24 protein-coding genes are annotated in these 22,272 nt (G+C 63.2%); 10 read left to right on the top strand and 14 right to left on the bottom strand.

From position 1 onward, the window contains the following. Positions 1-6: 6 nt before the first annotated feature. Complete coding sequence (locus AKG11_RS11685; protein ID WP_023517297.1) at positions 7-636, bottom strand: MarC family protein; 630 nt, start codon at positions 634-636, stop codon at positions 7-9. A gap of 242 nt (positions 637-878) precedes the next feature. On the opposite strand from AKG11_RS11685, the gene gyrA reads away from it, so the two are divergent. Then, positions 879-3,662 carry a DNA gyrase subunit A gene (gene gyrA, locus AKG11_RS11680; protein WP_037408375.1) on the top strand — a complete coding sequence of 928 codons (2,784 nt, stop codon included), beginning with the start codon at positions 879-881 and terminating at the stop codon, positions 3,660-3,662. 223 nt (positions 3,663-3,885) lie between these two features. Here gyrA and AKG11_RS34550 read toward each other — a convergent pair whose 3' ends face one another. Continuing rightward, the gene (locus AKG11_RS34550; protein WP_023517299.1) at positions 3,886-4,032 is read right to left on the bottom strand and encodes a hypothetical protein; all 147 of its coding nucleotides are present in this window, start codon (positions 4,030-4,032) and stop codon (positions 3,886-3,888) included. 13 nt (positions 4,033-4,045) lie between these two features. Continuing rightward, positions 4,046-4,171 (bottom strand): hypothetical protein, encoded by a 126-nt coding sequence (locus AKG11_RS35710; RefSeq protein ID WP_023517300.1) that lies wholly within the window; start codon positions 4,169-4,171, stop codon positions 4,046-4,048. A 249-nt stretch (positions 4,172-4,420) separates the two neighbouring features. Between AKG11_RS35710 and coaD the strand changes: the two genes are divergently transcribed. The 6 genes from coaD (at position 4,421) to tgt (ending at position 8,847) form a co-directional block, all read left to right on the top strand. Further along, a complete protein-coding gene (gene coaD / locus AKG11_RS11675; RefSeq protein ID WP_050743989.1) occupies positions 4,421-4,915 on the top strand; it encodes a pantetheine-phosphate adenylyltransferase in 495 nt (164 codons plus the stop codon). Positions 4,916-4,947: 32 nt separating this feature from the next. Then, positions 4,948-5,517 carry a peptidylprolyl isomerase gene (locus AKG11_RS11670; RefSeq protein WP_023515784.1) on the top strand — a complete coding sequence of 190 codons (570 nt, stop codon included), beginning with the start codon at positions 4,948-4,950 and terminating at the stop codon, positions 5,515-5,517. Between the two features lie 81 nt (positions 5,518-5,598). Further along, a complete protein-coding gene (locus AKG11_RS11665; RefSeq protein WP_023515785.1) occupies positions 5,599-6,114 on the top strand; it encodes a peptidylprolyl isomerase in 516 nt (171 codons plus the stop codon). Between the two features lie 81 nt (positions 6,115-6,195). Continuing rightward, positions 6,196-6,645 carry a DMT family transporter gene (locus AKG11_RS11660; protein WP_023515786.1) on the top strand — a complete coding sequence of 150 codons (450 nt, stop codon included), beginning with the start codon at positions 6,196-6,198 and terminating at the stop codon, positions 6,643-6,645. Positions 6,646-6,652: 7 nt separating this feature from the next. Then, positions 6,653-7,720, top strand: a complete 1,068-nt coding sequence (queA, locus tag AKG11_RS11655; protein WP_023515787.1) for a tRNA preQ1(34) S-adenosylmethionine ribosyltransferase-isomerase QueA — start codon at positions 6,653-6,655, stop codon at positions 7,718-7,720. Next, complete coding sequence (gene tgt / locus AKG11_RS11650; protein ID WP_023515788.1) at positions 7,717-8,847, top strand: tRNA guanosine(34) transglycosylase Tgt; 1,131 nt, start codon at positions 7,717-7,719, stop codon at positions 8,845-8,847. The genes queA and tgt overlap by 4 nt, the downstream gene beginning before the upstream one ends. A gap of 31 nt (positions 8,848-8,878) precedes the next feature. Here tgt and AKG11_RS11645 read toward each other — a convergent pair whose 3' ends face one another. Both AKG11_RS11645 and AKG11_RS11640 read right to left on the bottom strand, forming a co-directional pair. After that, positions 8,879-9,295, bottom strand: coding sequence for a DUF4864 domain-containing protein (locus AKG11_RS11645; RefSeq protein ID WP_023515789.1), 417 nt, complete (start codon positions 9,293-9,295; stop codon positions 8,879-8,881). A gap of 123 nt (positions 9,296-9,418) precedes the next feature. After that, on the bottom strand, positions 9,419-9,982 hold the full coding sequence (locus tag AKG11_RS11640; protein ID WP_024271057.1) for a GNAT family N-acetyltransferase: 564 nt from the start codon (positions 9,980-9,982) through the stop codon (positions 9,419-9,421). A 404-nt stretch (positions 9,983-10,386) separates the two neighbouring features. Here AKG11_RS11640 and AKG11_RS11635 point away from each other — a divergent pair, with 404 nt between their 5' ends. After that, positions 10,387-11,331, top strand: coding sequence for a phosphoribosylaminoimidazolesuccinocarboxamide synthase (locus AKG11_RS11635; RefSeq protein ID WP_081870686.1), 945 nt, complete (start codon positions 10,387-10,389; stop codon positions 11,329-11,331). Here the strand turns inward: AKG11_RS11635 and AKG11_RS11630 are convergent. From AKG11_RS11630 to AKG11_RS11590, 9 genes are all read right to left on the bottom strand, one after another. Continuing rightward, entirely contained in the window at positions 11,319-12,146 is an 828-nt protein-coding gene (locus AKG11_RS11630; protein ID WP_050743988.1) for an MBL fold metallo-hydrolase, read from the bottom strand. The two genes, AKG11_RS11635 and AKG11_RS11630, sit on opposite strands and share 13 nt — an antisense overlap. A gap of 2 nt (positions 12,147-12,148) precedes the next feature. Continuing rightward, positions 12,149-12,928, bottom strand: a complete 780-nt coding sequence (locus AKG11_RS11625; RefSeq protein WP_050743987.1) for a TatD family hydrolase — start codon at positions 12,926-12,928, stop codon at positions 12,149-12,151. Continuing rightward, positions 12,929-14,479 carry a methionine--tRNA ligase gene (gene metG, locus AKG11_RS11620; RefSeq protein WP_023513640.1) on the bottom strand — a complete coding sequence of 517 codons (1,551 nt, stop codon included), beginning with the start codon at positions 14,477-14,479 and terminating at the stop codon, positions 12,929-12,931. Positions 14,480-14,587: 108 nt separating this feature from the next. After that, the gene (locus AKG11_RS11615) at positions 14,588-15,049 is read right to left on the bottom strand and encodes a hypothetical protein (RefSeq protein WP_156334090.1); all 462 of its coding nucleotides are present in this window, start codon (positions 15,047-15,049) and stop codon (positions 14,588-14,590) included. 65 nt (positions 15,050-15,114) lie between these two features. Next, entirely contained in the window at positions 15,115-16,146 is a 1,032-nt protein-coding gene (locus AKG11_RS11610) for a DNA polymerase III subunit delta' (RefSeq protein ID WP_050743985.1), read from the bottom strand. Continuing rightward, a complete protein-coding gene (tmk, locus tag AKG11_RS11605; RefSeq protein ID WP_050743984.1) occupies positions 16,143-16,826 on the bottom strand; it encodes a dTMP kinase in 684 nt (227 codons plus the stop codon). Before tmk ends, AKG11_RS11610 begins: the two co-directional genes overlap by 4 nt. A gap of 124 nt (positions 16,827-16,950) precedes the next feature. Then, on the bottom strand, positions 16,951-18,114 hold the full coding sequence (locus tag AKG11_RS11600) for a D-alanyl-D-alanine carboxypeptidase family protein (RefSeq protein WP_050743983.1): 1,164 nt from the start codon (positions 18,112-18,114) through the stop codon (positions 16,951-16,953). Positions 18,115-18,184: 70 nt separating this feature from the next. Continuing rightward, entirely contained in the window at positions 18,185-19,201 is a 1,017-nt protein-coding gene (locus AKG11_RS11595; RefSeq protein ID WP_023513635.1) for a septal ring lytic transglycosylase RlpA family protein, read from the bottom strand. Positions 19,202-19,400: 199 nt separating this feature from the next. Further along, positions 19,401-19,616: a hypothetical protein gene (locus AKG11_RS11590; protein WP_050743982.1), complete on the bottom strand. Its 216-nt coding sequence runs from the start codon at positions 19,614-19,616 to the stop codon at positions 19,401-19,403. A gap of 245 nt (positions 19,617-19,861) precedes the next feature. On the opposite strand from AKG11_RS11590, the gene AKG11_RS11585 reads away from it, so the two are divergent. Further along, on the top strand, positions 19,862-20,626 hold the full coding sequence (locus AKG11_RS11585; RefSeq protein ID WP_050743981.1) for a hypothetical protein: 765 nt from the start codon (positions 19,862-19,864) through the stop codon (positions 20,624-20,626). A gap of 120 nt (positions 20,627-20,746) precedes the next feature. Continuing rightward, positions 20,747-22,213: a D-alanyl-D-alanine carboxypeptidase gene (locus AKG11_RS11580; protein ID WP_081870679.1), complete on the top strand. Its 1,467-nt coding sequence runs from the start codon at positions 20,747-20,749 to the stop codon at positions 22,211-22,213. Positions 22,214-22,272 lie beyond the last annotated feature (59 nt).

The following is a 22,272-nucleotide window of genomic DNA, read 5'->3' as shown; positions in this document are numbered from 1 at the left end:
TCGCCGTTAGCCGGCGAAGGCCGACTTCACCCCGTCCACCACGAACTGCACCGCCAGCGCCGCGAGGATGACGCCCAGAAGGCGTGTCAGGATCGCGCGGCCGGTCTTGCCGAGGAAGCGGTCGATGCGCTCGGCGATGACCAGCGAGAGGAACAGGATGACGAGGCAGAGCGCGATGACGCCGATAAGGGCGGCGCGCTCAAGCGCAGAGGGGAAGGAACCCGAGGTGAGGATCGTCGCGGAGATCGCGCCCGGACCGGCGATCAGCGGCAGGGCGAGCGGGAAGACGGCGATGTTGTGGATGTGATCGCGGGTGATCGCCACCTCGCTGGTCTTTTCCTTGCGCTCGTTGCGGCGCTCGAAGATCATCTCGAAGGCGATCCAGAACAAGAGCAGGCCGCCGGCGATGCGAAAGGCGCCGATGGAGATGCCGAGCAGCGACAGCACGCCGGCGCCCGTCAGTGCGAAGACGGCAAGGATGCAGAAGGCGATGATGCAGCCGCGCAGCGCCACCTGCGTGCGCTGCGGGCGCGTCATGCCGACCGTAAGGCCGAGGAAGATTGGTGCGAGGCCCGGCGGATCGATGGTCACGAGCAGGGTCGTGATCGCATTGACCAGAAGATCGATGTTGAGCATGTCGGGCGTTCCCCTCGCCGTTGCGCGGCCGATTTTCTCCAGCCTTGTCCGGCTATTGTTAGGGGAGGGCGCCGCCCAAGGGAAGGGCGGTCGGAGCAATGCGATGCCACCGCCATGAAAATGCGCAAATTGGCGGATTTTACTTGCAAAAGCCTGTTCAAAACCCCTGGCGAAATTGGCGCTCCCAGCGCCGGTAGGCTATAAAATTCTCTTCTGATTCTGAACAACGATCGTGACCGAAATTGACAGACCAATCGACACCCGGCGGCAAGAACCCTCCCGGCATTGAGCCTATTTCCATCATCGAGGAAATGCAGCGGTCCTATCTCGACTACGCCATGAGCGTGATCGTTTCCCGCGCCTTGCCCGATGTGCGCGACGGCCTCAAGCCCGTTCACCGGCGCATTCTCTACTCGATGAGCGAGATGGGCGTCGACTGGAACAAGAAATACGTGAAGTCGGCGCGCGTGACCGGTGACGTGATGGGTAAATACCATCCGCACGGCGACGCTGCGATCTACGATGCCTTGGCGCGCATGGCGCAGGACTGGTCGCTGCGACTGCCCCTGATCGACGGCCAGGGCAATTTCGGTTCGATCGACGGCGACCCGCCGGCCGCCCAGCGCTACACGGAATGCCGCCTGGAAAAGGCCGCCCATTCGCTGCTCGACGATCTCGACAAGGAAACGGTCAACTTCCGCGACAACTACGACGGCACGATGAGCGAGCCGGTCGTCGTTCCCGCAAAATTTCCGAACCTGCTGGTCAACGGCGCCGGCGGCATCGCCGTCGGCATGGCGACGAACATTCCGCCGCACAATCTTGCCGAAGTCATCAACGGCTGCGTCGCGCTGATCGACAATCCGGCGATCGAGCTGCTCGACCTGATGCAGCACATTCCCGGCCCGGACTTTCCGACCGGCGCGCTGATTCTCGGCCGTGCCGGTATCCGTCAGGCCTATGAGACCGGCCGCGGCTCCGTCATCATGCGCGGGCGGGCCCATATCGAGCCGATGCGCGGCGACCGTGAGCAGATCATCGTTACGGAAGTTCCCTTCCAGGTGAACAAGGCGTCGATGATCGAGAAGATGGCCGAGCTGGTGCGCGACAAGCGCATCGAGGGCATCTCCGACCTTCGCGACGAATCCGACCGCCAGGGCTACCGCGTCGTCATCGAGCTGAAGCGCGATGCCAATGCCGAGGTCATCCTCAATCAGCTCTATCGCTACACGCCGCTGCAGACCTCCTTCGGCTGCAACATGGTGGCGCTGAACGGCGGCAAGCCGGAGCAGATGACGCTGCTCGACATGCTGCGCGCCTTTGTCGCCTTCCGCGAAGAAGTCGTCAGCCGCCGCACAAAGTACCTGCTGCGCAAGGCACGCGACCGCGCCCATGTCTTGGTCGGTCTCGCCATTGCCGTCGCCAATATCGATGAGGTGATCAGCCTGATCCGCCGCGCGCCGGACCCGCAGACGGCTCGCGAACAGCTGATGGAGCGCCGCTGGCCGGCGAAAGACGTCGACGTGCTGATCAAGCTCATCGACGACCCGCGCCATCGCATCAACGAGGACCTCACCTACAATCTCTCGGAAGAGCAGGCCCGCGCCATCCTCGAGCTGCGTCTCGCCCGCCTGACGGCTCTCGGCCGCGACGAGATCGACGAGGAGCTCAACAAGATCGGCGAGGAGATCAAGGATTATCTCGATATCCTCTCCTCGCGTCTGCGCATGATGAACATCGTCAAGGATGAGCTCATCGCCGTGCGCGACGAGTTCGGCACGCCGCGCCGCACCGAGATCGCCGAGGGCGGTCCTGATATGGACGACGAGGACCTCATCGCCCGCGAGGACATGGTCGTGACCGTGTCGCATGCCGGCTATGTCAAGCGTGTACCGCTCGCCACCTATCGCGCGCAGCGCCGCGGCGGCAAGGGCCGCTCCGGCATGGCCATGAAGGACGAGGATTTCGCGACCCGCCTCTTCGTCGCCAACACGCACACGCCCGTACTCTTCTTCTCCTCGCGTGGCATCGTCTACAAGGAGAAGGTCTGGCGTCTGCCGATCGGTACGCCGCAGTCCAAGGGTAAGGCGCTGATCAACATGCTGCCGCTCACGCCCGGCGAGCGCATTACCACCATCATGCCGCTGCCCGAGGACGAGACGACGTGGGAAAACCTCGACGTCATGTTCGCAACCACCCGCGGCACGGTGCGTCGCAACAAGCTCAGCGACTTCGTCCAGGTCAACCGCAACGGCAAGATCGCGATGAAGCTCGAAGAAGAGGGCGACGAGATCCTCAATGTCGAGACCTGCACGGAGCATGACGACGTGCTGATGACGACGGCGCTCGGCCAGTGCATCCGCTTCCCGGTCGATGACGTGCGCGTCTTCGCCGGCCGCAACTCGGTCGGCGTGCGCGGCATCTCGCTCGGCGGCGGCGACCGCATCATCTCGATGACGATCGTCAGCCATGTCGATGCCGAGCCGTGGGAGCGGGCGGCCTACCTGAAGCGCTCCGCCGCCGAACGCCGCGCCAGCGGTGTCGACGAGGAGGATATCGCATTGGTCGGCGAGGAGGTCGGTGAAATCGGCGACCTCACGGAGGAGCGCTACCAGGAACTCCGGTCCCGCGAGCAGTTCGTCCTCACCGTGTCGCAGAAGGGTTTCGGCAAGCGGTCGTCTTCCTACGATTTCCGCACCTCGGGCCGCGGCGGCAAGGGCATCCGCGCCACCGATACGTCGAAGACCAGCGAGATCGGCGAACTCGTCGCCGCCTTCCCGGTCGAGGAGAAGGACCAGCTCATGCTCGTCTCCGATGGCGGCCAGCTGATCCGCGTGCCGGTCGACGGCATCCGCATCGCAAGTCGCGCGACGAAGGGCGTCACCATCTTCTCGACCGCCAAGGACGAGAAGGTCGTCTCGGTCGAGCGCATCAGCGAGCCGGAAGGCGAGGACGATGCCGATGGTACGGGCATTGAAGGCGATGTCGATGCCGGGGATGATGCGACCCCGGTCAGCGAGGAATAGGCCGGGCGAAAGCAGCCCAGCCGTTCCGATCGAAACAAGAAAGGGCCTTTCCGGTGTTCACCGGAAAGGCCCTTTTCATGAAACGAAAAAGCCGGACGGGCAGGGAACGACCGTCCGGCTTTTCAAGTGTGCGGGCAGCCCGGAGGGAAGGCTACCCGCTCTGACGGTGGCATACGGACTGCGGCAGGTCTTGCGCCGGGGCGCCGTGCCGCAGGGGGCGCTCTCAGACGCCAAAGCCACCTGCTTGGGTTTTCAGCTTGGCCGCCTTCAGGGCTGCGCGGTCGCGTTTCAGTTCAAGAATCGTGCGCGCGAAGTCGATGGTGAAAACGGTGCTGATGAAGATCGTGAAGAGGATGGTGAGCGCGGCCATGGTAAAGTCCCGCTCAGCGCAGCCATTTGCCACGGGCGGCGATTTTCGGCGCTGCCGGGCGATCCTCTTCCCGCAACGCATGGATGGTTGCGGCGGTAAGGGCGATAAACATGGTCATGCAGAGTAGAGCCAGAGCCATTGTCGTGTTCCTTCAAGCCTAAGGAAACGCATTACTTGTTTCACTGTATTCTGCCGGGAGAATGCGCGACGGCGACCTTTGTTCCCAGCTTTGATGTTTCTATTTAGACATGGCATGCCTGAAATGCTCTTGAACGGCCCATTCATGCCACGTTCATGTTCTTGGCAGGGGACAGCGCGGGCTGCGACAGGCCGCGCCCTTGCGGAAAGGGGCCGTCCATGACAAAAGGCGGCAAACGGGACCCCGCCGATGACAGTCGCCTTCTATCCTGGCTCTTTCGATCCGATCACCAATGGCCATATCGACGTTCTGGTGCAGGCGCTGAACGTGGCGCCCAGGGTCATCGTCGCGATCGGCATCCATCCCGGCAAGACACCGCTCTTCTCCTTCGAGGAACGCGCGGATCTCATCCGCACGTCCATTGCCGAGGCACTGCCGGCGCGGGCAGGGGATGTCAGCGTCGTCTCCTTCTCCAACCTGGTCGTCGATGCCGCGCGCCAGCATGGCGCACTCATGCTGATCCGCGGGCTGCGCGACGGTACGGATCTCGACTATGAAATGCAGATGGCCGGCATGAACCGCCAGATGGCGCCGGATGTGCAGACCGTCTTCCTGCCGGCGGGCGTCGCCTCGCGGCCCATTACCGCCACATTGGTCCGCCAGATCGCGGCCATGGGCGGCGATGTCAGCGCCTTCGTCCCGGCGCCCGTCTTTGCGGCGTTGAAAGCCCGCAAGAAGGGCTGAGCCCATCATCCTGAACCCCTTAGGGAGCTATCATGAACATCCTCCGTTTCGCCTTTGCAGGAGCCCTGTTCCTTGCGACCACCACGAGCGCCGTCGTTGCCCAGGCGGCCGAATTCATCACGATCCAATTGAAGGACGGACCCGTCGTCGTCGAACTGAACGACAAGGTCGCACCCAAGCATGTCGAGCGCATCAAGGCGCTGGCGACAGCCGGCGAATATGACAATGTCGCTTTCCACCGCGTGATCGAGGGCTTCATGGCGCAGACCGGCGACGTCCAGTACGGCGATATGTCGGCTGGTTTCCAGCCGGATGCGGCCGGCACGGGTGGCTCCAGCCAGCCGGATCTGCCGCAGGAATTCTCCGACGTGCCCTTCGAGCGCGGCACGGTCGGCATGGCCCGTTCGCAGGACCCGAACTCGGCCAATTCGCAGTTCTTCATCATGTTCGCTCCGGGCGACTTCCTGAACGGCCAGTACACGGTCGTCGGCAAGGTCGTTTCCGGCATGGAGAACGTCGACAAGATCAAGCGCGGCGACGAGGCCAACAATGGCTCGGTCACCGATCCCGACCGGATGATCAAGGTCACCGTCGGCAAGTAATTCACTTTTTGGTGTGCCGCCTGTTGTAATCGCAAAACGGCGACACACCTTTTGCGCAACTGCCTTTGAAGGAGAAAGACCATGGCCGAGATCAAGGATCCGGAAAACACCATCATCATGGAGACCACGAAGGGCAAGGTGGTCATCCAGCTGCTTCCGGATCTCGCACCGGGTCACGTCGCGCGCGTCAAGGAACTGACGCGCGAAGGCGCTTATGACGGCGTCGTCTTCCACCGCGTCATCGAGGACTTCATGGCCCAGACGGGCGACGTGCAGTATGGCAAGACCGGCGGCAAGGACTTCAACCCGGCCCGCGCCGGCATGGGCGGTTCGGAAAAGCCAGACCTGAAGGCCGAGTTCTCCAACATGAGCCATGTGCGCGGCACCTGCTCCATGGCGCGCAGCCAGATGCCGAACTCGGCCAACTCGCAGTTCTTCATCTGCTTCACCGACGCTCCCTGGCTGAACAAGCAGTACTCCGTCTGGGGTCAGGTCATCGAAGGCATGGAAAATATCGACAAGATCAAGCGCGGCGAGCCGGTGCGCGATCCCGACACCATCGTCTCGATGAAGGTTGCCGCAGACGTAGCGGCCTGATAGAGAACCTTTCGTTTTCGACCGCGCTCGCCCCGGCGGGCGCGGTTTTTCTTTGTGCGCTTTTCAAGAGATGACGTCGATATGGCTGCTTTCCTCTGGGCGCTGCTCGGCATTGCGGCGGGCGCGTGCATCGCCATCCAGGCCCCCATCAACGCGTTGCTCGGCCGCGGTCTCGGCATGCCGGCAGCGGCCGCCTTCATCTCGTTCTTCGCGGGCACACTCGTCCTCGCGTGCGTCGTTCTCGCCGCAACCGCCTTCGAGGGCAGGGCGCCGGACTGGCGCGGCCCGGACACCTGGCTCTATTTTGCCGGCGGCGCAATCGGCACGATCTATGTCACGACCGCCATCTTCCTGACGCCGCGCATCGGTGCTGCGGCCGTCATGGCTTTCGCCGTGTCCGGTCAGCTTCTCGCCGGCATCCTGCTCGACCGTGTCGGCTTTCTCGGCATGGCCGTGCGCGAAGTGTCCCTCGGCCGCATCGCGGGGGCAATTCTGCTCGTCGCCGGTGCGCTGATGATCCGTTTTTACTGAGCCCCCCATGCGCGTCGACCTCTTCGATTTCGATCTTCCGGAAGAAAACATCGCCCTGCGCCCGGTGAGCCCGCGCGAAGCGGCACGGCTGCTCGTCGTCGAGCCCGACAGGGATGCGCCCTATCAGGACCGGACTGTCGGTGATCTGCCGTCGCTGCTGCGTCCCGGCGATGCGCTGGTCTTCAACGACACCCGCGTCATCCCCGCCCAGCTCGAAGGCATTCGCCACCGCGACGGCGCCGGCGGCCAGAAGGTTTCCGCGACGCTGCATATGCGCATCGCCGGCGACCGCTGGAAGGCGTTCGCCAGGCCCGGCAAGCGCATCAAGCGCGGCGACCGCATCACCTTCGGCGCAGCGGAAGACCTTTCGGCAACCGTGGAGCAGAAGGGCGAGGGCGGCGAAGTTACCCTGCATTTCGACCTCTCCGGCCCCGATCTCGACCGCGCCATCGCAACCGTCGGCCATATCCCGCTACCGCCCTACATCGCCTCCAAGCGCGAGGAGGACGAGGCGGACCGCCGCGACTACCAGACGATCTATGCCCGTGAGGAGGGCGCCGTCGCGGCACCCACGGCGGGTCTGCACTTCACCGACGCTCTCTTCGAAAAACTCGACGCGCTCGGCGTTGAAAGGCATTTCGTGACATTGCATGTCGGCGCCGGCACCTTCCTGCCGGTGAAGGCCGACGACACGACCGACCATGTCATGCACGAGGAGGTCGGCTATGTCTCCGGGGAAACCGCTGCGGCGCTCAACGCCGTGAGGGCGAGGGGCGGGCGCATCATTTCCGTCGGAACGACCTCGCTGCGCCTTCTCGAAAGCGCTGCTGACGAAGACGGCACGATCCGGCCCTGGTCCGGCGCGACGGGCATCTTCATCACGCCCGGCTACCGTTTCCGCACGGCCGACATGCTGATGACCAACTTCCACCTGCCGAAATCGACGCTCTTCATGCTCGTTTCCGCCTTTTCAGGCCTTGAAACGATGCGCGGCGCCTATGCCCACGCGATCGCCACCGGCTACCGCTTCTATTCCTACGGCGACTCCAGCCTGCTTTTCCGGGACCACCGATGACCGAAACCTTCCAGTTCAAGCTTCTCGCGACCGACGGCAAGGCGCGCCGCGGCGAGGTCTCCATGCCGCGCGGCGTCATCCGCACGCCGGCCTTCATGCCCGTCGGCACGGTGGGCACCGTCAAGGCGATGTATCTCGACCAGGTGCGCGAGCTTGGCGCCGACATCATCCTCGGCAACACCTATCATCTGATGCTGCGTCCCGGTCCGGAACGCGTCGCACGCCTCGGCGGTCTGCACGAGCTCATCCGCTGGCCGCACCCGATCCTCACCGACTCCGGCGGTTTCCAGGTCATGTCGCTCTCCGGCCTGCGCAAGCTCGACGAACAGGGTGTCACCTTCAAGAGCCATGTCGACGGCGCCTTGCACCACATGTCGCCGGAGCGATCGATCGAGATCCAGGGCCTGCTTGACAGCGATATCCAGATGCAGCTCGATGAATGCGTGGCCCTGCCGGCCTCGCCGAAGGAAATCGAACGCGCGATGGAAATGTCCCTGCGCTGGGCCGAGCGCTGCAAGGTGGCCTTCGGGGACCAGCCGGGCAAGGCGATGTTCGGCATCGTGCAGGGCGGCGACATTCCGCACCTGCGCGTCCGCTCCGCGCAGGCGCTCGCCGAGCTGAACCTCAAGGGTTACGCCATCGGCGGGCTCGCTGTCGGCGAGCCACAGGAGGTCATGCTCGACATGATCGACACCACCATCCCGCATATGCCTTTCGAAAAACCACGCTACCTGATGGGTGTCGGTACGCCCGACGACATGCTGAAATCCGTCGCCCGTGGCATCGACATGTTCGACTGCGTGATGCCGACCCGTTCCGGCCGGCACGGCCTTGCCTTCACCCGCCGCGGCCGCATCAACCTGCGCAATGCCCGTCATGCCGAGGATATGCGCCCGCTTGACGAGGAATCGACGTGCCCGGCGGCGCGTGACTATTCGCGCGCCTATCTGCACCACCTCATCCGCGCCAACGAATCCCTCGGCGGCATGCTGCTCACCTGGAACAACCTGTCCTACTATCAGGACCTGATGGCCGGCATCCGCAAGGCGATCGAGGAGGGGCGTTTTGCCGACTTCATGGCGGAGACGCAGGAGACCTGGGCGAGGGGCGATCTCGCCCCTCTCTGAGGCTCGCGTTTCACGCCTCTGCTGGAATTGCTCAGATTTCAGGCCCCGGCGCGGTGCGCACGATGTGCACGCCGTTGATCTTGTAGCTGCCATCCGGCTGCTTCACGACCTGGTAGAGCGCCGTCCAGTCCTTGCCATCAGGCCCTGAAATCAGCACCTCCTGCACCACCACGCCGTCGGTGACCTTCGAGCGGCCGAAGGCGAAATTGCCCGGCCGGTAGACCGGCGCATAGCCCTTCTTCACCATGTCGAAGAAGGCATCTTCGGTCGGAAATTTTCCACGGATGGTCGGTGAGGCGAAGGAATAGGCGGCCTTCGCATCGTCGTCCAGGAAGGCGGCTATCTGGCTCTGTATGATGCCCTGCACCGTATCGACGGGTTCCCCCGCCCATGTGGCGGAGGGTAGGGAAAGCGAAACGCAAAGGAACACGGCGGCAAGCATTTTCATGGCGCACACTCCTTTTCGGATGAAAGCAGAATAGCACGGACACCAGAAAAGAACCGCTACGCGATCAGTTGTGTTTGTTTTTTAAATATTTCCCTTTAAAAACAGTGCTTTATATTATAAGTATTATTGTTTAGAATCCTTTGTTTGTAGTCCGCTCAAAATGCCGGGGGCCTTCCGAAAGAGAATAATCTCGGTTCCCTGATAGGTCGATCGGGAAAACTCGCGGAACCCGTGCCGTCCGGCAAGCCGGATCGACGCCGTGTTTGCAGGATCGATGATGCAGGTGACCGGCATGCCGCCATGGTTTGCTTCCGCCCAGGGCAGCATTGCCTCCAGCGCCTCGCTGGCATAGCCGCGGCCGTGAGAGCCCGGGAGCAGGCCCCAGCCGGCTTCCAGCGTGTCTTCGATACTGGGCATCATCTCGCGGCGCATTTCATGGAACCCGGCTTCGCCGACAAGCCGGCCCGATGCCTTTTCGATGATCGCCCAGAAGCCGAAGCCCATGATGCGCCACATGCCGATATGGCGCAGCAGGCGGCCCCAGGACTGTTCACGGGACAACGGCACGCCACCGATATAGCGCACGACTTCGGGCATGGCCCACATCGCGGTCATGGCATCAAGGTCTTCCGGACGGAAGCCGCGCAAGACGAGACGGTCGGTTTCAAGCAGAGGGATATCGGACATGGGATCGTGTGGCGGGCCGGAAGAAACGGTGATCTAAATATGGATGTTGGCGCCGCGTCGAAAGCCGCTGGCCGAGATTCGCAGCAGTTTACGACGATTTGATCCAGGCCGTCGATATCGTGTCCACAAAGCGGCGATGCTCTGTAAGGAGAGCAGCAGGCAGAACCGAGACAAGCAAGGCCTCAAAGAGCGAAGCTATTGAAATGATTGGAGTGTTTCGCTTGGAAAGCGAAGGTACCCGGCCAAATAATTAAATCACATAATATAGATTATGGAACTTACTCTTGTCTGTAAAACCGCCGAACCCTCCAAAAGTCCGGTTTGCGCCTTGACCCTTCACCACCCGTGGCCTTAAGCGAAACGGCAGACGAAACCAACAGCGAAAGCCTGTCCCGATGAGTGAGTTGCGCATTCTCTCCGACGCCCATATCCCGGAACTGCCGAACCGCTACAACGGGAAAGTCCGCGAGAACTACGACCTGCCGGACGGCAGCCGTATCATCATCGCGACGGACCGGCTCAGTGCCTTCGATGTGATCCTTACGGCCATTCCCTTCAAGGGCCAGGTGCTGACGCAGACGGCGCGCTACTGGTTCGAGGAAACCGCCGATATCTGCCCGAACCATGTCATTTCCTATCCGGACCCGAATGTCGTCATCGGCACGCGGCTCGATATCCTGCCCGTCGAGATCGTCGTGCGCGGTTATCTCGCCGGCACGACCAGCACCTCGATCCTGACAAAATACCGCAAGGGCGAGCGCCAGATGTACGGCATCACGCTGCCGGATGGCCTGAGGGACAACGAAAAGCTGCCCGAGCCGATCATCACGCCGACCAGCAAGGCGTTCGACGGCGGCCATGACGAACCGTTGTCCGGCGACGAAATCCTCGCCCAGGGCCTGCTGACGGCAGAACAATGGGAAACCGTGTCGCGCTATGCGCTGGCACTGTTTGCGCGCGGTCAGGCCCGTGCGGCCGAACGCGGGCTGATCCTCGTCGACACCAAGTATGAATTCGGCACGGACAAGGACGGCCGCATCGTGCTTGCCGACGAAATCCACACGCCGGATTCGAGCCGGTACTGGATCGCCGACAGCTACGAGCAGAGTTTTGCGACGGGCGGGCGTCCGGCAAGCTTCGACAAGGATTTCGTGCGCGCCTGGGTCACCGAGCGCTGCGATCCCTACAAGGACCCGATCCCCGAAATCCCGCGCGAGCTCGTCGAGCAGACCTCGAAGGTCTATATTCAAGCTTTCGAGCAGATCACCGGCAAGACTTTTGTGCCCGATCTTTCGGGCGCGACGGTGCTGGAGCGCATCCGCGAGAACCTGAAGCCCTATTTCGCCTGATCGTCCGCAAGCACGATCTCGAAGCTGAGACCATCATACGCCGGTTCGACATGATCCGGCGTTTCTTTTTGTACCGTGTCGTAGTCGAGCGGCACATGCATATGGGTCAGGATGGCGCGCGCCGGCTTCAGCCGTTCAATCCACTCCAAGGCCTGGCTGAGCGACAGATGGCTGGAGTGGAAGCGGTATTGCAGCGCATCGACGATCAGCATGTCTAGGTCTTTGAGGCGCGGGACGGTTTCGCCCGGGAAGTCGCTGATGTCGCTGCAATAGGCGACATCACCGATGCGGAAGCCGAGCGAATGGATGGAGCCGTGCACCTGGAGCAGGGGCTGGAAGGTAATGGCGCCCCCTCGCCCGTCGATCGTCACGGGCCTGTCCATCGGCTCGATCAGGTTCTCCGTCACGATCGGCGGATACATGCTGCCCGGCGGGGTCTTAAGGCAATAGCCGAAGCCTTCGCGGATGCGCTCCATCGTCACCGGATCGGCCCAGATCGGCACCTGCCTGTGGTTCTGCAGCACAAACCCCCTGATGTCATCGATGCCGTGGATATGGTCGGCATGGGCGTGGGTATAGAGCACCGCATCGATGGTTTCGACGCGCGCGGCGATCATCTGCGCGCGGAAATCCGGCCCTGTATCGATGACCACGGTCGTCGTGCCCTCCGGGCCGATCTGCTCGACGAGGAAGGCGGCGCGGGTACGGCGGTTCTTCGGGTTGGCGGGATCGCAGGCGCCCCAGTCACCGGTGATGCGCGGCACGCCGGGCGACGAGCCGCAGCCGAGAATGGTGAAGCGCCGCGCAAAGGCCACGGTTACACCCGCGGCATCTTGGAAAAAATGCGGAAGGCGTTTTCGGTGGTGATGCGGGCGATCTCGTCTGCGCTGGCGCCGACGGTTTCCGCCAGCACGGCGGCGGTGTGCGCCACATAGGCCGGTTCGTTGCGTTTTCCGCGGTAAGGTTTTGGCGCAAGGTAGGGCGCGTCGGTCTCGACCAGCATGCGTTCCAGCGGCACGGTTTTGGCGATCTCGCGCAGCTCTTCCGATTTCGGGAAAGTGAGGATGCCGGAGAACGAGACGTAACCGCCCAGCTCCACGCCGATGCGGGCAAGCTCCGGCCCAGACGAGAAGCAGTGCAGCAGGAAGGGAAAGGCCCCCTTCCCCGTTTCCTCGGTCAGAATCGCTGCCATGTCCTCATCCGCCGCGCGGCTGTGGATGACCAGCGGTAGCCCGGTCTCCCGCGCGGCGGCGATGTGGTTTCGGAGGCCGATAGCCTGCGCCTCGCGCGGTGCATTGTCGTAAAAATAGTCGAGGCCCGCCTCGCCGATCGCCACGACGCGTGGATGTTTTGACAGTTCAACCAGCTCGGAAACCGGAACATCCAGCTCCTCGTCCGCATTGTGCGGGTGGGTGCCGACCGAGCAGAACACCGACGGGTATTTTTCGGCGATCGCCAAAATCGTCGGAAACTTCTTCACCCGTGTCGAGATGGTGATCATCTGCTTTACCCCGGCCGCGTGGGCGCGCGCGACGATGTCGTCGCGCTCCGCCTCGAAATCGGGGAAATCCAGATGGCAATGCGTATCGATCAGCATTTACGCCTCGGGCGCGACATAACGCGGGAAGACCGGGGTCGGCGCGTCCAGCGGCGTGCCGCTGACAAGACGGCCGGCTTCGCCAAGCGCCGCGAAATCGCGCTTTTCGACGGGTGCGGCAACGAGATCGAGCAGCTTGCGGCTGGATTTCGGCATGAAGGGCTGCAAGAGGATCGCGATCTGGCGCACGACTTCCGCCGTCACATAGAGCACGGTGCCCATGCGAACCGGATCGGTCTTCTTCAGTGCCCACGGCGCTTCACCGGCAAAATAGCGGTCGGCCTCCGAGACGACGGCGATGATCGCCGCCAGCGCCTTGTGGATCTGCTGCTTGCCCATCTCCTCGCGGGTGATCGCATGCAGTGCATCGACCGAGGCGAGCATGGCGCGGTCGGCGTCCGAGAGCGCACCGCATTCCGGCACCTTGCCGTCGCAGTTCTTGACGATCATCGACAGCGAGCGGCTGGCAAGGTTGCCGATGCCGTTGGCGAGGTCCGAGTTGATGCGGGTCGCGATGCCCTCTTCGCTGTAGCTGCCGTCCTGGCCGAAGGAGACTTCGCGCAGGAAGAAGTAGCGGATCGGGTCGAGGCCGAAATGGTTGACGAGGTTGACCGGATCGACCACGTTGCCGAGCGACTTCGACATCTTCTCGCCCTTGTTGAGCAGGAAGCCGTGGGCGAAGACGCGCTCGGGCAGCGGCAGGCCCGCCGACATCAGGAACGCAGGCCAGTAGACGGCGTGGAAGCGGATGATGTCCTTGCCGATGATATGGATGTTCGCCGGCCAGTATTTGGCGCGCGGGCCCTCGGGATCGGTCATGTAGCCGGTCGCGGTGATGTAGTTGGTCAACGCGTCGACCCAGACATACATGACATGGGCAGGATCGCCCGGAACCGGAATGCCCCAGTCGAAGGTGGTGCGCGAGACCGAAAGGTCCTTGAGGCCCGACTTGACGAAGGAGATCACCTCGTTGCGGCGCTCGGCGGGGCCGATGAAATCCGGATTGTCCTCGTAGTGCTTCAGGAGCTTTTCCTGATAGTCGGACAGGCGGAAGAAGTAGCTCTCCTCCTCCACCCATTCGACGGGCGTGCCCTGCGGCCCGTAGCGCACGCCGTCGTCGCGCTTCTCCGTCTCGTTTTCCTGGTAATAGGCTTCGTCACGCACGGAATACCAGCCGGCATAACCGCCCTTGTAGATGTCGCCATTGGCGGCCATGCGGCGCCAGATCTCGGCGCAGGCCTCGTAGTGGCGCTCTTCCGTCGTGCGGATGAAGTCGTCGTTGGACGCATTCAGAAGAACGGCCATATCCTTGAATTCTTTCGAATTCCGGTCAGCGAGTTCACGCGGCGTAATGCCCTCCTTGCGCGCCGTCTGCTGCATCTTCTGGCCGTGCTCGTCCGTGCCGGTCAGGAAGAACACGTCGCGCCCATCGAGCCGCTGGTAACGCGCCATGGCGTCCGTCGCGATCAGCTCGTAGGCATGGCCGATATGCGGCTTGCCGTTCGGATAGGAAATGGCGGTCGTGATGTAGAAACGGGACGTGTCGGTCATGAGCGTGCGTTCTGTCTTCGGTTGTGCAATGCCGCAAGGTATTAGACCATGCGGACGGCAAGGGAAACAGCAAGTTTCCGTTGTTGCGCTGCCGTGCTCCAAAAGACGTCAGCTTCGCCGCAACATCGATGATGGCATGCGGCAGCGGTTGATGAAATCCGGCGCGATCAGGAGAACGCTGCCCAGTTTGGTTCGCTGCCGATAGACCAGTTCTCGCCCAAAACTTCCCTCAAAGAACGGGAATTCCCGTTCTTCACCAAACGCCACGGACGAACTGCCGTTCAAAAACGAGCAATCGCCGGACACGCAGCGCAGCGAAAGTCGCTTCGGGAAGCAATGGCGGCCGTAGGGCACTTTAAGCGAAAGCCGAAACCCTTGAGCGTCTTCTGCAAGGAGCGTGCAATCGGTATCGAACGCACACAGGACGGCCCCGATGATCGGATCGCCGTTTTCCTGAACAATCGCCGTCTGGACCGGAAAGGGCATGCCACCCGGAATTTCGGCCGAAAAGGCGTCGGCGGCATGAAAAAACGCCCCGAAGAGAAGGCAGAGAAGCAAAAGTGCCGGCATGACCATTCCGATTCCAAACGCTCATCCAAGACCGCATGAAACCGGGCCATAACTATGGCGTGAAACTAGAGAGAGGCCCGGATGTCGTCGAGCACGGTGATGATCGTCTGCTTGCGATCGAGATTGTAGGCCCCCGCGACGGTGATGCGTTCGCCGAGCTGCGAGGAGAGATGGGCAAGGCGGTCGGCGCGGGAGAGGTCGCCGGAGAGCGCGGCGCTGCGGGCGGCGTCCGTCACGAAATCGGTGACATGCTGACAGAAGAACGAAAAGACCGTGTCGCTGTCCTTCGCGGAAAGCACGTCGGCGAGCTTGTGCACGTCGCGGCGCGGCGGCTCGGCCGGAGCCTCCACGATGGTGCGGAAGGCCTCCACGATATCGAAGCCGCCGTAGTTGGTGAGTTTGAGCGCTTCGGAAACGCTGCCATGGGCGGCGGACAACACCTCCCCTGCCCGTGGGCCGGATGGCGATGCAGCGAGACTGTCGAGGGCAGCGGCCAGATCGTCCTGCGACAGCGGCGAAAGCGATAGCGGCAGGCAGCGTGAGCGGATGGTCGGCAGGAGTTTTCCGGGGGCGTGGGTCAGCACCAGGAAGAGCGAGCGTTTTGGCGGCTCCTCAAGGATTTTCAGGATGGCGTTGGCGGCGTTGCGGTTGAGATCGTCGGCGGGGTCGATGATGACGATGCGCCAGTTGCCCGTGCCCGATGTCTGCGCGAGGAATTTGCCGGCCTTGCGCACCTCGTCGACCGTGATGAAGGCCTTCACCTTGCCGGTCTTCTCATCGACCGGGCGGCTGAGATGCAGGAGATTGTGCGACGCGCCGGCAGCGAGCTGCCGGGTGATCGGCGATGCGGGCGACGGATCGGCGATCGTTTCCGGCGCGTCTGCGGGCTCCGGATGGTGAAGGACATGGTTGGCGAAACGGAAGGCGAGCGTCGCCTTGCCGATACCCTCGGGGCCCTCGATCAGGATCGCATGGTGCCCTTTGCCGGAGCGGTAAGAGCGCGCGAGAAACGTCGCCGCCTCGGTGTGGCCGAAGAGTTTCGTCTGCTCGGCGGGATACACTGCGCCGTCGAGAATGCCGGGCCGATCCTCGCTCACGAGATGTGCTCCGGGTCCTGGTTGCCGCGGGCGCTGATGGGCAAAAGCGGTTCGACGAGGGCAAGCACCTCGGCCGCGATCACGTCCTGGGCCTTTGTCGCATCCACCACGCGGCAGCGCAGCGGTTCGCGCTCTGCGATGTCGAGAAAGGCCTCGCGGCGCTTTTCGTGGGTTTCCAGCTCTTCCTTCTCGAAGCGGTCGGGCACCTCGCTCCCGCCGGCGCCGCGCTTGCGGGCACGCTCGAGGCCGATGGCGGCAGGCAGGTCGAAGATGATCGTGCAGTCGGGCACGACCCCGTTGATCGCGACGCGCTCCAGCGCTTCGACGAACGGCTGTTCGAGATTGCCGGTAATGCCCTGATAGACGCGGGAGGAATCCATGAAACGATCGCACAGCACGACCGTGCCGGTGGCAAGCGCCGGGCGGATGACCTCTTCGACATGGTCGCTGCGCGCGGCGGCAAAAAGCACGGCCTCCATGCGGATGCCATAAGGCTCGGCGGCACCCGACAGGAGAACGTGACGCACCGCCTCCGCGCCCCTGGAGCCGCCCGGCTCACGCGTCATCAGCACGGTGAGGCCGCGTGCGCGCAGGGCTTCGGCCAGAAGCCGGATCTGCGTCGACTTTCCGGCGCCCTCGCCGCCCTCGAACGTGACAAACAAACCCGGTGCGGCCGACAAATCCTGTTTCCGTCTTTCTGCGCGATATCCGGCACGGCCGGCATGACTCGGGACACTACTACCCCATGTTTCCGGCCGGCGAAACGCTTTTCGCCCCGTTGGGACCTGTCACGTCCAGAAGATGTCAAATCCAGAAGAAGAACAGTTCGATCAGCGCATCGAGCGCCCGCGCCCGCAACGTGCCGACGCCGACGGTGCCCGCCGTCTTTACCGAAACCTCGCGCAAGAGCTGCTTGTCGTTCCAGATTTTCAGCGTACCGACCGCCTGCCCCGGCGTCACCGGCGCGCGCACCGGCCAGGTGTAGACGACGCGCGCGACGAGCCGCTGCGAATTGTCCTTCGGCAGAAAGACGTCCACCTGCTCGCCGGCGACGAGCGGCACGGTCGAGGCATCGCCGCCATAGACGCTGGCATCCGCGATGGGCTCGCCTTCCTTGAAGAGCGTGCGCCGTTCGAAGGAGGACAGCGCCCATTCGATGATACGACGGGATTCTTCGATGCGCGCCTTGTCGTTCTCCATCCCGCCCATCGCAAGCACGAGATGTTTGCCGTCGCGGTTCACGGCGGCGACGACGGAATAGCCGCCCTCCTCCGAAAAGCCGGTGACGAAGCCCGTCACGCCGATGTTGAGCGCCAACAGCGGATTGCGGTTGCGCTGCTTTATCTTGTTCCACTCGAACTCCGGTTCGAGATAGTAGCGCATGTGCTGCGGGTAGGTGGTTTGCAGATGTCGGGCGAGTATCACCATCTCGCGCATCGTCACTTTGTTGCCAGGGTTCGGCAGGCCGGTGGCGTTGGCAAAGTTTGATTTTACAAGCCCGAGCGCCCTCGCCTCTGCCGTCATCCGTTCGGCAAAGGCCGTTTCCGAACCGGCAAGCCCCTCGGCGAGGATGATGCAGGCGTCGTTGGCGAATTGCACGGTGACGCCACGGACGAGGTCCTCGACGCGCGGGGCGGATTTCAGCGCCGCGAACATCGTGGAGGTGCGCGACGGTGCACCGCCGGTGCGCCAGGCGTATTCGGTAACCGGATAGGTCGTGTCGAGCGTCGCCTCGCCGGCCGAAAGTGCCTTGAAGACGCTTGCCATGGTCATCAGCTTGGCAAGCGAGGCGGCCGGCACTGCGTCATCCTCTGCGCGCGCAAACAGCACCGTGCCGGTCTCCGCCTCGATGAGGTAGACCTGCCTGGCCTTGACGTCGAAACCGGCCTGCGGCGCAGCCGACTGGGCAAACGCTGGGCTCGTAACGGAGAGCAGGAAAATGAGGACGGCGAAAAGGCGGCGATGCATGGCGACTCCGGATGTCGTCACACTCCCACAGCCGCCCGCGATGCGCAAACGGCTTTGGGAACGCGGACGATCAGCCCGCGTTGTCGGCAAGCGCCGAGAGCGGCGTCAGCCTGCCGTCGATCGTCAGGATGGCATCGAAGGCGCCGGCGGCATCGCGTACGCGCTCGTCCGCATAAGCTGCGGCATAGCTCGGCTCGGCCGAAAGCTGCGGCACGAAGTTCGGCCGCTCGATCGGCATCGGACCGATCTCCGGCAGCATGACGAATTGTTCCATCACCTGGAAGGCGTCGGAGGTCGGTGTCGTCTTGGCGAGCGCCGTCATCGTGCTTTCGGCCGGAACCCTCAGCACGCCCTCGCCCTGGCCGTCGCTCGGCAGCATTCGGTTGTCTGCCGAGGCCACCATGACGCCCGTGGCGATCTGCCCACCCGGATCGACCGCAGGAACACGTGACCCCTTGGTGACGTACGAGGCCATGAGATAGGGCATGTCATTGCCGTCGAGCGGGGCCTTGCCGACATACTGCACCCGCACCTTGGCCGTGCCGGTGCGCTTCATGTCGAGGAGGTCTGCCGTCTTGGAAGAGACGTCAATCACCCGGCCGGCATGGTACGGACCGCGATCGTTGACGCGCACGACGACGGACGTGCCGTTTTCCATGTTCGTGACACGCGCATAGCTCGGCAGCGGGAAGGTCGGATGCGCGGCGGAGAGATGATACTTGTCGTAGACCTCGCCGTTCGCCGTCTTGCGGCCGTGGAAGGCGGAACCATACCAGGAGGCAAGGCCGGTCTTGTTGTAGCCCGGCTCTTCCTTCGGCTGATACCACTTGCCGCGAACCTGATAGGCTTTGCCGACCTGGTAGCGGCCACCGCCCTTCGGCACGGCCTGCCCTTCCTCAACGACGCGCGGGCTCGCCTTCACGCCATATTCCGACTCGGAGAAATATTCCTTGCTGCGCACCTTTTTCTTGGGTGCGGGCGTGGTCGTCGCACAGGCTGCAAGGCCCGCGCAGATCAGCGGAATAGTCAACAACCGCAAGCTCGTGCCGAACCGGGTCGTCTTGATCGTCGATTTTTTATGTCCCACGCCGCTATTGTCCCCGACGGTGCGCCAGCCAACTGCCTTGCCCCTGCAAGTCGGCCGTCAATGCCACTCAGTAAATAACAGTCCGTTAATCATGCCAATAAGATGGCGAAATTGCGAATGGATGGGAACCCCGCAGCAAGCTTCCATGATTCATGGTTTATGCTTGGTTAAATGGGCCGCCCATCCATCATCGTCAGTTTCACGAGGCCTGAACCTGCAGCGCGTCGAAGAGTTGCTCGGGGTCGCGCACGCCATGTCTATAAAGCGTGATGATCGACCGGGCGAGTGACCTTGCGCGGGCTTCGTCGAGGCTCGGGGTGTTTGCCGCCGCCAATCGGGTGAAGACGCCTTGCAGGACGACGAGGTCCTGCGGCTCGAATATGCCGATATGCGTGGGGTCTCGAAGCACGTCCATGGCTGCCTCCCCTGTTCCGCATCCAGCCGGCATTGATTGCTGTCGGGTGCGACCAGGAATCTAGGAGCAGAATGCGTCAGCAACAAGTCGGGAAATCTTGCAGCCCTCGGCCCCGAAGCGGTACAGGGCGGATCGGTTGCCAGCGCCCGATCTCAACCAAAAATTAACCCTGTTCGCAGAGGCTCCGCATAGGGTCGAGATGGCGCAGGTAGCCGATTCCGGCCGGATCATCGAAAGCGGAAGAGATGACAGCGGCAGCGACCGGCAATGACGAACACGCCCCCCTCATCTCCCATCGTCTTCTGACGCGACTGACGATCGGCGTTGCCGTGCTGGCGGGTCTGACGGTGGCGATCAGCGTTGCCGGGCGCGTTCTCGGCGAGCGTATCGCGCTGGCCGGTCACACCGAGAATGCCGAGCCTGTCGACGTCGTGATCGGTCAGGACCATATCCGCCTCCCCGCCAACACGATCCGCTTCGAGGAGCAGCGCCAGACGGGTCGCACCGAACGCGTCGATCTCTACCTCACCTGGCCGGAAATGCGGGGTTATTCCAACGCGGACCGCGGCCGGTTCAACGATGCCAACCGCCATGAAGGCCTGGTCTTCCTCAATCTTTCGCAGAGCACCATGTCGAAGGACATGTCCGGCCGAATGGGGCCGATCTACAGCCACCTCTTCGGCGACACGTTCGAGCCGGGCCCCGCCGGCCTCGTCCTGCGGCGCCTGAAGGAAAATTCCGGTTATGGCGACGAGGTGTTCTTCACGGGCCGCCTGCCCGACGGCTCCGACTATGCGGTGCGCTGCATGATGCCGGCCGACGAAGCACAGTCGACCAGCGCCGATTGCCAGCGCGATATCCACATCGGCCAGGATCTTTCCGTGCTTTACCGTTTTTCGAGCAGACTTTTGCCGCAGTGGCAGGCCATGGAAGCCCGCATTCGGGACTATCTCGGCCGGTCGCTCATCCGCAACGGCCGCCCATCCTCCTCCACCGGCCTTGGCCGATAAAACCGCACCAATCTCAGAAACCAATGATTCATCATAAACCGATTGGTAACGCTATCCCGCTACTGTGCCAGAAATGGTCGATCCGGGAGGTCACGCCCGGGCAACATGTGCAATCCGAGAATGAAGAGTAACGTAGTGTCCCGTTCCGTATTCCTCGATTTCCTCCCCCGCTCCTGCCAGGCAATTGCCACTGCGGCGAAAGGTTTGGTGATGATCGGAATGGTCGCCACCGTCGCTGTCGCTACCCCGGCCGAAGCCAATCCGAAATATTCCGGCATTGTCATCGACGCCAAGACGGGCAAGGTGCTCTACAGCGAGGATGCCGATGCGCTGCGTTATCCCGCATCGCTCACCAAGATGATGACGCTGTACCTCACCTTCGAGGCGCTGGAGGCCGGAAAGATCCGCCTCAACACCCGCGTCCCCTTCTCGAAGAACGCTGCAAGCGAGCCGCCGACCAAACTTGGCGTCGGCGTCGGCAATTCGATCACCGTCGAGCAGGCGATGCTCGGCCTCATCACCCGCTCGGCGAACGACGCCTCCACGGCGCTGGCCGAATTCCTCGGCGGCTCCGAAGAGCGCTTCGCCCGCATGATGACGCAGAAGGCCCGGGCGCTCGGCATGACGCGTACCGTCTATCGCAACGCCAACGGCCTTCCCAACACGGCGCAGGTAACCACCGCCCGCGACCAGGCCCGCCTCGGCATCGCGCTGCGCCAGCATTTCCCGCAGTATTACGACTATTTCTCGGTGGGCAGCTTCCGCTTCGGCAAGCAGACCATTCGCGGCCACAACCGGCTGCTTGGCACCGTGCGCGGCGTCGATGGCATCAAGACCGGCTATACCCGCGCGTCCGGTTATAATCTCGTTACCTCGGCCGTTGCAGACGGACGCAGCGTCGTCGGCGTGGTCATCGGCGGCCGATCCGGCGCTGCCCGCGACCAGCAGATGCGCAAGCTCATCGCTACCTACATGCCGAAGGCCTCGCGCCGCGGCGGCGGCGACCTGATCGCCGAAACGAAGGATGCGCCGACGCTGACCGCCGAAGTCGCCAGCAAGGCCACCACCGCATCGACCGCGTCGGTGTCCGCCGGCCTCGACCTGCCGGAAAACGGCCCGGTACCGACCTACCGCTACAACGAAGCCCGAATCGAGACGGCCTATGCCGCGACGTCGACCTCGGAAGTCGTCGGCAAACGCGCGCTGGCCGCAACGCTGAAGATCCAGCGCGATGCAGCCGTGCCGCCGGCCGACCTGACGGAACAGGGCGATACCGGCGGTTCGCTCGACGAACTCACCACCTCCTCCACGGTTGCCGCCGTCGCTTCCGATGCCGCGCCCTCGGGCTGGGTCATCCAGATCGGCGCAACGCCCGACAAGGGCCAGGCGCAGGACCTGCTTTCGAAGGCGAAGAACCAGGGTGGCAAGGCGCTTTCCAGCGCGCAGCCCTTCACCGTCGCCGTCAACAGCGGTAGCCAGCAGCTTTATCGCGCCCGCTTCGGCGGCTTCGACAACCAGAACGGCGCTGCTGCGGCTTGCAAGGCGCTGAAGCGCAAGGGTTTCGCCTGCTGGGCCAGCCAGCAGTAAAGACGACCGGGGCCGCCAGCGGTTCGGCGCGCCCCTCTACTACCGCCTTGCCCCCGCAA

The organism is Shinella sp. SUS2 (genome assembly GCF_001262505.1).
GTDB lineage: Bacteria > Pseudomonadota > Alphaproteobacteria > Rhizobiales > Rhizobiaceae > Shinella.
The sequence above is the reverse complement of the archived record's forward strand: the minus strand, read 5'-3'. Positions and strand labels throughout refer to the sequence as shown.

What these genes read in the sequence shown, in the direction of transcription:
- AKG11_RS11580 (WP_081870679.1), top strand. Translation starts at nt 20,747, where the DNA reads ATGAAGAGTAACGTAGTGTCCCGTTCCGTATTCCTCGATTTCCTCCCC.
- queA (WP_023515787.1), top strand. Translation starts at nt 6,653, where the DNA reads ATGCGCGTCGACCTCTTCGATTTCGATCTTCCGGAAGAAAACATCGCC.
- AKG11_RS11665 (WP_023515785.1), top strand. Translation starts at nt 5,599, where the DNA reads ATGGCCGAGATCAAGGATCCGGAAAACACCATCATCATGGAGACCACG.
- AKG11_RS11600 (WP_050743983.1), bottom strand. Translation starts at nt 18,114, where the DNA reads ATGCATCGCCGCCTTTTCGCCGTCCTCATTTTCCTGCTCTCCGTTACG.
- AKG11_RS11585 (WP_050743981.1), top strand. Translation starts at nt 19,862, where the DNA reads ATGACAGCGGCAGCGACCGGCAATGACGAACACGCCCCCCTCATCTCC.
- AKG11_RS11640 (WP_024271057.1), bottom strand. Translation starts at nt 9,982, where the DNA reads ATGTCCGATATCCCTCTGCTTGAAACCGACCGTCTCGTCTTGCGCGGC.
- AKG11_RS11685 (WP_023517297.1), bottom strand. Translation starts at nt 636, where the DNA reads ATGCTCAACATCGATCTTCTGGTCAATGCGATCACGACCCTGCTCGTG.
- AKG11_RS11645 (WP_023515789.1), bottom strand. Translation starts at nt 9,295, where the DNA reads ATGAAAATGCTTGCCGCCGTGTTCCTTTGCGTTTCGCTTTCCCTACCC.
- AKG11_RS11590 (WP_050743982.1), bottom strand. Translation starts at nt 19,616, where the DNA reads ATGGACGTGCTTCGAGACCCCACGCATATCGGCATATTCGAGCCGCAG.
- coaD (WP_050743989.1), top strand. Translation starts at nt 4,421, where the DNA reads ATGACAGTCGCCTTCTATCCTGGCTCTTTCGATCCGATCACCAATGGC.
- AKG11_RS34550 (WP_023517299.1), bottom strand. Translation starts at nt 4,032, where the DNA reads ATGGCCGCGCTCACCATCCTCTTCACGATCTTCATCAGCACCGTTTTC.
- AKG11_RS11625 (WP_050743987.1), bottom strand. Translation starts at nt 12,928, where the DNA reads ATGCTGATCGATACGCATTGCCATCTGGATTTCCCCGATTTCGAGGCG.
- AKG11_RS35710 (WP_023517300.1), bottom strand. Translation starts at nt 4,171, where the DNA reads ATGGCTCTGGCTCTACTCTGCATGACCATGTTTATCGCCCTTACCGCC.
- tgt (WP_023515788.1), top strand. Translation starts at nt 7,717, where the DNA reads ATGACCGAAACCTTCCAGTTCAAGCTTCTCGCGACCGACGGCAAGGCG.
- AKG11_RS11615 (WP_156334090.1), bottom strand. Translation starts at nt 15,049, where the DNA reads ATGCCGGCACTTTTGCTTCTCTGCCTTCTCTTCGGGGCGTTTTTTCAT.
- AKG11_RS11660 (WP_023515786.1), top strand. Translation starts at nt 6,196, where the DNA reads ATGGCTGCTTTCCTCTGGGCGCTGCTCGGCATTGCGGCGGGCGCGTGC.
- AKG11_RS11670 (WP_023515784.1), top strand. Translation starts at nt 4,948, where the DNA reads ATGAACATCCTCCGTTTCGCCTTTGCAGGAGCCCTGTTCCTTGCGACC.
- metG (WP_023513640.1), bottom strand. Translation starts at nt 14,479, where the DNA reads ATGACCGACACGTCCCGTTTCTACATCACGACCGCCATTTCCTATCCG.